We start from the raw sequence: 7,151 nt of genomic DNA, 5'->3' as shown, positions 1-7,151 counted from the left end.
GGCCTGCGGCTGGCCAAGCTGGCCGGCAGCGTCGGCCACCAGGGTGTCGTCGCGCGCGTCGAAACCCTGTCGCAGGCCAGCTCGCTGGACGACCTGCTCGATGGCGTCAGCGGGCCGCCGCTGCTGCAGGTGCTCGACGGCGACACCGATCCGCACAACCTGGGCGCCTGCCTGCGCGTGGCCGACGGCGCCGGCGCCCATGCGGTGATCGCGCCCAAGGACCACGCGGTCGGCATCAACGCCACCGTCGCCAAGGTCGCCAGCGGCGCGGCCGAGACCATGCCTTACTTCATGGTGACCAACCTGGCGCGCACGCTGGGCGAGTTGAAGGAGCGCAGCATCTGGTGCCTGGGCCTGAGCGACGACGCCCCAGGCTCGGTCTATCAGGCCGACCTGAAGGCGCCGACCGCGCTGGTGCTCGGCGCCGAAGGCGCCGGGCTGCGCCAGCTCACGCGCAAGACTTGCGACGGCCTGGTGTCCATCCCGATGCTGGGCGCGGTCGAAAGCCTGAACGTGTCGGTGGCCAGCGGCATCTGCCTGTACGAGGCCGTGCGGCAACGGCAGTGACCGAAGTCGTGCGCAGCTGGCTGCGCCAGGCGCGGCGCATCGTGCTGCTGAGCGGCGCCGGCATGAGCGCGGAGTCGGGCGTGCCGATCTTCCGCGACGCCCAGGCCGGGCTGTGGGCCAACTTCCGGCCCGAAGACTTCGCCACCGAGGCCGCCTTCCGGGCCCGGCCGGCCATGGTCTGGGACTGGTACCAGATGCGGCGCGAGGCGATTGCCAAGGTCGAGCCCAACGCCGGCCACCTGGCGGTCGCGGCCTTCCAGCAACGGCATCCGGGGCGGCTGACCGTCGTCACGCAGAACGTCGACGGCCTGCACCAGCGGGCCGGCTCGCCCGGCGTGCTGGCGCTGCACGGCAACATCGCGGCCGACCAGTGGCTGGACCCGGCACGCGCCTGTTGCGAAGCGAGCCTGCCGGGCGGCGGGCAGCCGCCGTCCTGCGCCACCTGCGGCAACCTGCGCCGGCCGGCGGTGGTCTGGTTCGGCGAGATGCTGCCGCAGCGCGAGCTGGCGCTGGCGCAGCAAGCGGCGGCGGCCTGCGACCTGATGCTGGTGGTCGGCACCTCGGGCCTGGTTTATCCGGCAGCGGGACTGGCACGCAGCACGCGCGGCAAGGTGGTGGTGGTCAATCCCGAGGCGACCGACCTGGACGACGCGGCCGATGCGGTGCTGCGCGGCAGCGCGGGCAGCCTGCTGCCCGCGCTGCTCGGCGACGGCTAGACCCAGCCCATCCACCCGATCAGCGCGCCCGCACCCAGCAGCCACAGCAGGTGGACCCGGGTGCGCCAGACGATCAGCGTCGTCACGCCTGCGATGGCCCAGGTCGGCCAGTTCGCCAGCCGGTAGCCGTTGGCGGTAGCCAGGATCCAGCCGGTGGCGACCAGCAGCGCCACCACCACCGGCGCCATGCCTTGCTTGAAAGCGCGCACGGCGCGCAGGTCGCGGTTGGCATGGCTCCATTGCACCGTCAGGTAGGTCAGGATGGAGCTGGGCAGCATGATGCCGACCAGGCAGATCGCCATCCCCAGGAAAGCCGTCGGCAGGCCGCCCGCGTTCAGCCCGACGTTCCATCCCATCAAGGCCGTGAACAACACGTTGGGTCCGGGCGCGGCCTGCGCGATGGCGATCGAGGCGCTGAACTGCGGATCGGTGAGCCAGCCTTGCTCCTGCACCAGGAAGCGGTGCATGTCGGGCGCGGTGGTGATGGCGCCGCCCACGCACAGCAGCGACAGCCCCAGGTAGTGGACCAGCAGCGACAGCCAGTCGGCGCCCGTCATGAGGATGCTGGCGGCGCTCACCGCAGCTTCCTGGCGGCCAGGGCCCAGCCCAGCCCGCCCAGCCCGAGCAGCACCCAGATCAGCGGCAGCTTCAGCCAGGCGATGCAGACGAAGGTCGCCACGCCCAACACGCCACAGAGCAGGCCGCCCAGTGCGTTCTTTTGCAGCGCGCCCACCAGCTTCAGCCCGGTGGCGGTGATCAGGCCGGCCGCCACCGCGCCCATGCCGCGCAAGGCGCCTACCACCTGCGGGTTGGACGAGAACTCGGCGTAGACCAGCGCCAGCCCCAGCACCAGCAGCAGCGGGAAAGTCAGCATGCCGGCCAGGCTGGCCAGCGCCCCGCGCCAGCCGAAGTAGCGCGCGCCGATCATGATCGAGAGATTGACGACGTTCGGGCCGGGCATGATCTGCGCCACCGACCATTCCTCGACGAACTCCTCCTTGGTCATCCAGCGCTTGTTTTCGACCATCTCGCGCTGGACCACCGCCAGCACCCCGCCAAAGCCCTGCAGCGCCAGCAGGGAGAAAGACACGAACAGGTCGGTCAGCGAGCGGGGCCGCGGCTGGTCGGCCGGTGTCTGCGCATGCAAGGGAACATTCATGGCCCGGATTATCCGGGGGCGCCAGCGGCCTTGCCGGGCTGCAGCCGGGTGGCCAGCCAGAGGCCGGCGGCGATCAGCGCGATGGCGTCTCGGGTGCGCAGCACGGCCAGCGCGCCCGGCAGCGCGGGCAGGCGAAAGGCAGCAGGCAGGCGAAGCCGATCGCGTAGCGCAGCATGGTCAGCGTCAGCGGCGGGACTTCGGCCACCACGAAGCGCGAGGCGACGATGCCGGCGCCCACCAGCACGCTGGCGCGGCGGCGGCCCACAAGGCGCGGCTCAGAGCCTGCGCTCCCAGGTTTCGCTGACCACCTGCTGGCCATAGGCCCGCATCGGCTCGCTGTGCCCGCACGCGAACCCGCGGGTTTGGTAGATGGCGCGGGCGGCATGCAGGTGGGCGTGCGTCCACAGCGTCATCTTGCGGTAGCCGGCGGCCTGGGCGAAGGCGATGCACTCGTCCACCAGCCGCCCGCCCAGGCCGAGCCCGCGCGCGTGCGGCTGCAGCACCAGCAGGCGCAGCTGCGCCACGGTGCGTGACTTGCGCGCGACGAACACGGAGCCGGCGCGCTCGCCGTCGACTTCGGCAATCCAGCCTTGCTCGCCGGCCGGATCGAACTTCAGGATGAACTTCGCCGCGACCTGCGCCACCAGGGCTTCGAACTCGCTGCTGTAGCCGTACTCGCGGGCGTAGATCTCGCCGTGCATCTGGACCACCCAGCCCATGTCGCCGGGCCGCGGCGCGCGCAATACCACCTGGCGCTCCGACGGCGGCTGCAGCAGCTTGTGCACCGTGTCCAGCGCCTGGATCAGGCGCGGCCGCTGCGGCATCGCCACGCCGGCGATCAGGGCGGCGGTTTCGTCGCGCGATTTCTGCTGCAGTGGCGCGAAGGTGGCGTAGCCCGCTTGGGTCAGGCGCAGCAGGCTTTGGCGCCGGTCGTGCAGCGCGGGCTGGCGGGCGATCCAGCCTTGCGACTCGAAGCGGCGCAGGATGCGGCTGAGGTAGCCGGCGTCCAGCTCGAGCTCGCGCACCAGGTGCGTCGCGGTCAGCGGCGGCCGGTGCGCCAGCTCGTACAGCACCCGCACTTCCGTCAGCGTGAAGTCGGTGTCCAGGTAGCGCCTGAGGACACCGATCCGCTGCCTGTAGAAACGGTTGAAGGCGCGCACCGCCTTGACGTCGCAGGGCGAGACGGCGACGGCGGGCGGCTGCGGCTCCATCCGCCCGAGTTTCGGGCAGGTACTTGCCGCAGTCAACTATCTCAATAGTTTGGCTGGTGCCGCCGGATCGCGTCCTTCACCTGCGGCGCCACCACGAAGCCTTGGCCGTGGCGCGACGCCAGCACTTCGGCCCGGTGCAGAAAGGCATCGATGCCGGTGCCGTAGATGAATTGCATCGCGCCGCCGGTCCAGCCCGGAAAGCCGATGCCGAAGATCGAGCCGATGTTGGCGTCGTGCACGCTGGTCAGCACGCCCTCGGCCAGGCAGCGCGCCGTCTCCACCGACTGCCGATACAGCAGGCGATCTTTCAGCTCCTGCATCTCCCATTGAGCGTGCGCTCGCTCGAACAAGGTCTTGAGCTGCGGCCACAGCGACTTTTTCGCGCCCGCTTCCACCGGATAGTCGTAGAAGCCGGCGCCGGCCGCGCGCCCATTGCGATCGAACTCCTTGACCATGCGCTCGACCAGCAGCTCGCCCCGCGTCGCGATGTAGGTGCCGCCCTCGGCGCGAAAGTCGGCGCGGGTCTGGTCCAGCACGTGCACCGACAGCGCCAGCGCCGTCTCGTCCAGCACCGCCAGCGGACCGACCGGCATGCCCGCCTGCAGGCCCGCCTGTTCGACCACGGCGGCCGGGATGCCTTCGCCCACCATGCCAGCGCCTTCCATCACGAAGGTGCCGAACACGCGGCTGGTAAAGAAGCCGCGGGCGTCGTTCACCACGATCGGGATCTTGCCCAGGGCCTGCACGTAGTCGTAGGCGCGCGCGACGGTCTCGTGGTCGGTCTGCGCGCCGCGGATGATCTCCACCAGCTTCATCTTGTCCACCGGGCTGAAGAAGTGGATGCCGACGAATTTCGCCGGCTGCGCGCTGGCCTTGGCCAGGCCGGTGATCGGCAAGGTGGAGGTGTTGCTGGCGAAGAAGCCGCCCGGCGCCAGCAGCGGCTCCGCCGCCTGCGTCACCTTCGCCTTCAACTCGCGGTTCTCGAACACCGCCTCCATGATGAGGTCGCAGCCTTGCAGATCCTGCATGGCTTCGGTGGCGGTGATGCGGGCCAGCAACGCGGCCTGGTCTTGCGGGCGCATGCGGCCCTTGTCCACGCCCGCCTGGGTCAGGCGAGCGGCGTAGGCCTTGCCGGCGTCGGCCTTGTCCTGCGTGACGTCCTTGAGCACCGTGGCGATGCCCCGGCTGGCCTGGGCGTGGGCGATGCCGCCGCCCATCATCCCGGCGCCGAGGACGCCGACCTTGCGCGGCTGGAACCGGCCTTCGACCTTGGGCCGGGACTGCCCGGCCTTGATCGCGTTCAGGTTGAAGAAGAACGTGTTGATCATGTTCTTGGCCACCGGCGAGACAATCAGGCGAGCCAGATAGCGGGTCTCGATGCGCAGCGCGGTGTCGAAGTCCACCTGCGCGCCTTCGACCATCACAGCCAGCGCGGCTTCGGGTGCCGGATAGAGGCCGCGGGTCTTGAGCTTGAGCGCCGCCGGCGCCACCGCCAGCATGCCGGCGATCTTCGGGTTGGCCGGCGTGCCGCCCGGCATCTTGTAGGCCTTGTCGTCCCAGGGCTGCTGCGCCTTGGGGTTGGCGGCGATCCAGGCCAGCGCCGCCGGCCGCAGCGCGTCGGCGTCCGCCATCAGTTCGTGCACCAGGCCGAGCTTCAACGCCTCGCGCGGGTTGAACAGCTTGCTCTCCAGGATGTACGGCTGGGCCTCGACCAGCCCGAGCAGCCGCGTCATCTTCGTGATGCCGCTCGCGCCGGGAATCAGGCCAAGGGTGATCTCGGGCAAGCCGAACTGGATCCTGGTGTTGTCGACGGCGACGCGGTGGTGCGCGACCAGCGCCACCTCCCAGCCGCCGCCAAGCGCCGCTCCATTCAGGCAGGCCACGACTGGCTTGCCGAGCGTCTCCAGCGTGCGGAAGTTCTTCTTGACCTGTTCGATCTCGCGGAACACGCGCGGCGCGTCTTGCGGCTGCAGCCGCATCATCCCCTTGAGGTCGGCGCCGGCGAAGAAGGTGCTCTTGGCCGAGGCCAGCACGATGCCGCGGATCGCGTCCTGGTCCTGCAGCACCTGCCGCACGGCCGCGTCCAGGTCCTGCTGCCACTGCAGGCACATGGTGTTGACGGGCGAGCCTGGCTCGTCGAAAGTGAGGGTGGCGATGCCGGCGGCGAGTTCGTAGCGGATGGTGTTCATGCGGGCCTCAGATCCGTTCCACGATCGTGGCGATGCCCATGCCGCCGCCCACGCACAGCGTCGCCATGCCGTAGCGCAGCTTGCGCCGATGTAACTCGTCGATCAGCGTGTTCAGGATCATGGCGCCGGTGGCGCCCAGTGGATGGCCCATGGCAATGGCGCCGCCGTTGACGTTGACCTTGTCGTGCGGCACGCCCATTTCCTGCATGAACTTCATCGGCACGGCGGCGAAGGCTTCGTTGACCTCGAACAGGTCGATCTGGTCTATCGTCATGCCGGCCTTGGCCAGCGCCTTGCGCGCGGCCGGCATCGGGCCAGTGAGCATGATGGTCGGGTCGGCGCCCGACAGCGCCGCCGCCACGATGCGCGCCCGCGGCGTGAAGCCGTGGGTCTTGCCAGCCGCTTCGCTGCCGATCAGCATGGCGGCCGCGCCGTCGACGATGCCCGACGAATTGCCGGCATGGTGCACGTGGTGGATGCGCTCGACCTGCGGGTAGCGGGCTATCGCGACCTGGTCGAAGCCCATCGCGCCGAGTTGCTCGAAGGCCGGCCGCAACGCGGCCAGGCCTTCCATGGTGGTGTGCGGCTTGATGAACTCGTCCTCGGCCAGGATGGTCTGGTCCAGGAAGTCCTTGACGGGCACGATCGAGCCGGCGAAGAAGCCGCCTTCGCGCGCCTTCGCGGCCCGCCGTTGCGACTCGAGCGCGAACGCGTCGACGTCGTCGCGACCAAAGCCCGCCAGCGTGGCGATCAGGTCCGCGCCTATGCCTTGCGGCACGAAGGCGGTGGCCGAATTGGTCGCCGGGTCCTGCGCCCAGGCGCCGCCGTCGGAGCCGATCGGCACCCGGCTCATGCTCTCGACGCCGCCGGCGACCACCAGGTCTTCCCAGCCGGAACGCACTTTTTGCGCCGCCATGTTGACGGCTTCCAGCCCGGAGGCGCAGAAGCGATTGAGCTGCACGCCGGCGCAGCGGTAGTCCCAGCCGGCCTTGAGCGCCGCCACCTTGGCGATCACCGAGCCTTGTTCGCCCACCGGCGACACCACGCCCATCACCACGTCATCGACCTGGCCGGTGTCGAAATCGTTGCGCCGCTGCAGTTCGGCCAGCACGCCGGCCAGCAGGTCGACCGGCTTGACCTCGTGCAGGCTGCCGTCCTTCTTGCCCTTGCCGCGCGGCGTGTGGATGGCGTCGTACACATAGGCTTGCATGGTCTCGTCTCCAGCAGGTGGGGTGCGCGCGCCAGTATATGCATGGCCTGCTTGAGTCACGCACGCCCGGCGCGTGGCCCGCGCCCGATCGCGCCGACC

The 7,151-nt window shown here is 70.0% G+C and carries 8 protein-coding genes; 2 read left to right on the top strand and 6 right to left on the bottom strand.

Annotated features, from left to right (window positions below):
• Together rlmB and JWP65_RS00110 are read left to right on the top strand one after the other, a co-directional pair.
• Nucleotides 1–567 (top strand): 23S rRNA (guanosine(2251)-2'-O)-methyltransferase RlmB (gene rlmB, locus JWP65_RS00115; RefSeq protein ID WP_299759176.1); only part of this gene is annotated, 567 nt, incomplete at its 5' end.
• Nucleotides 564–1,283: an NAD-dependent deacylase gene (locus JWP65_RS00110; RefSeq protein ID WP_299759174.1), complete on the top strand. Its 720-nt coding sequence runs from the start codon at nucleotides 564–566 to the stop codon at nucleotides 1,281–1,283. The genes rlmB and JWP65_RS00110, both read left to right, overlap by 4 nt.
• Here JWP65_RS00110 and JWP65_RS00105 read toward each other — a convergent pair.
• From JWP65_RS00105 to JWP65_RS00080, 6 genes are all read right to left on the bottom strand, one after another.
• The gene (locus JWP65_RS00105) at nucleotides 1,280–1,840 is read right to left on the bottom strand and encodes a chromate transporter (protein WP_299759178.1); all 561 of its coding nucleotides are present in this window, start codon (nucleotides 1,838–1,840) and stop codon (nucleotides 1,280–1,282) included. The genes JWP65_RS00110 and JWP65_RS00105 overlap by 4 nt on opposite strands.
• A gap of 17 nt (nucleotides 1,841–1,857) precedes the next feature.
• Nucleotides 1,858–2,442: a chromate transporter gene (locus JWP65_RS00100; RefSeq protein ID WP_299759172.1), complete on the bottom strand. Its 585-nt coding sequence runs from the start codon at nucleotides 2,440–2,442 to the stop codon at nucleotides 1,858–1,860.
• 73 nt (nucleotides 2,443–2,515) lie between these two features.
• A complete protein-coding gene (locus tag JWP65_RS00095; protein ID WP_299759170.1) occupies nucleotides 2,516–2,707 on the bottom strand; it encodes a hypothetical protein in 192 nt (63 codons plus the stop codon).
• 10 nt (nucleotides 2,708–2,717) lie between these two features.
• Nucleotides 2,718–3,653: a bifunctional helix-turn-helix transcriptional regulator/GNAT family N-acetyltransferase gene (locus JWP65_RS00090; protein WP_299759168.1), complete on the bottom strand. Its 936-nt coding sequence runs from the start codon at nucleotides 3,651–3,653 to the stop codon at nucleotides 2,718–2,720.
• Between the two features lie 41 nt (nucleotides 3,654–3,694).
• Nucleotides 3,695–5,842 (bottom strand): 3-hydroxyacyl-CoA dehydrogenase NAD-binding domain-containing protein, encoded by a 2,148-nt coding sequence (locus JWP65_RS00085; RefSeq protein WP_299759166.1) that lies wholly within the window; start codon nucleotides 5,840–5,842, stop codon nucleotides 3,695–3,697.
• 7 nt (nucleotides 5,843–5,849) lie between these two features.
• Complete coding sequence (locus JWP65_RS00080; protein ID WP_299759164.1) at nucleotides 5,850–7,052, bottom strand: acetyl-CoA C-acetyltransferase; 1,203 nt, start codon at nucleotides 7,050–7,052, stop codon at nucleotides 5,850–5,852.
• Nucleotides 7,053–7,151: the final 99 nt, after the last annotated feature.

This window comes from Ramlibacter sp. (genome assembly GCF_028292805.1).
GTDB lineage: Bacteria > Pseudomonadota > Gammaproteobacteria > Burkholderiales > Burkholderiaceae_C > Ramlibacter.
The sequence above is the reverse complement of the archived record's forward strand: the minus strand, read 5'-3'. Positions and strand labels throughout refer to the sequence as shown.

Coding starts and splice junctions, on each gene's coding strand:
- JWP65_RS00105 (WP_299759178.1), bottom strand. CDS start 1,840: ATGACGGGCGCCGACTGGCTGTCGCTGCTGGTCCACTACCTGGGGCTG.
- JWP65_RS00100 (WP_299759172.1), bottom strand. CDS start 2,442: ATGAATGTTCCCTTGCATGCGCAGACACCGGCCGACCAGCCGCGGCCC.
- JWP65_RS00090 (WP_299759168.1), bottom strand. CDS start 3,653: ATGGAGCCGCAGCCGCCCGCCGTCGCCGTCTCGCCCTGCGACGTCAAG.
- JWP65_RS00085 (WP_299759166.1), bottom strand. CDS start 5,842: ATGAACACCATCCGCTACGAACTCGCCGCCGGCATCGCCACCCTCACT.
- JWP65_RS00080 (WP_299759164.1), bottom strand. CDS start 7,052: ATGCAAGCCTATGTGTACGACGCCATCCACACGCCGCGCGGCAAGGGC.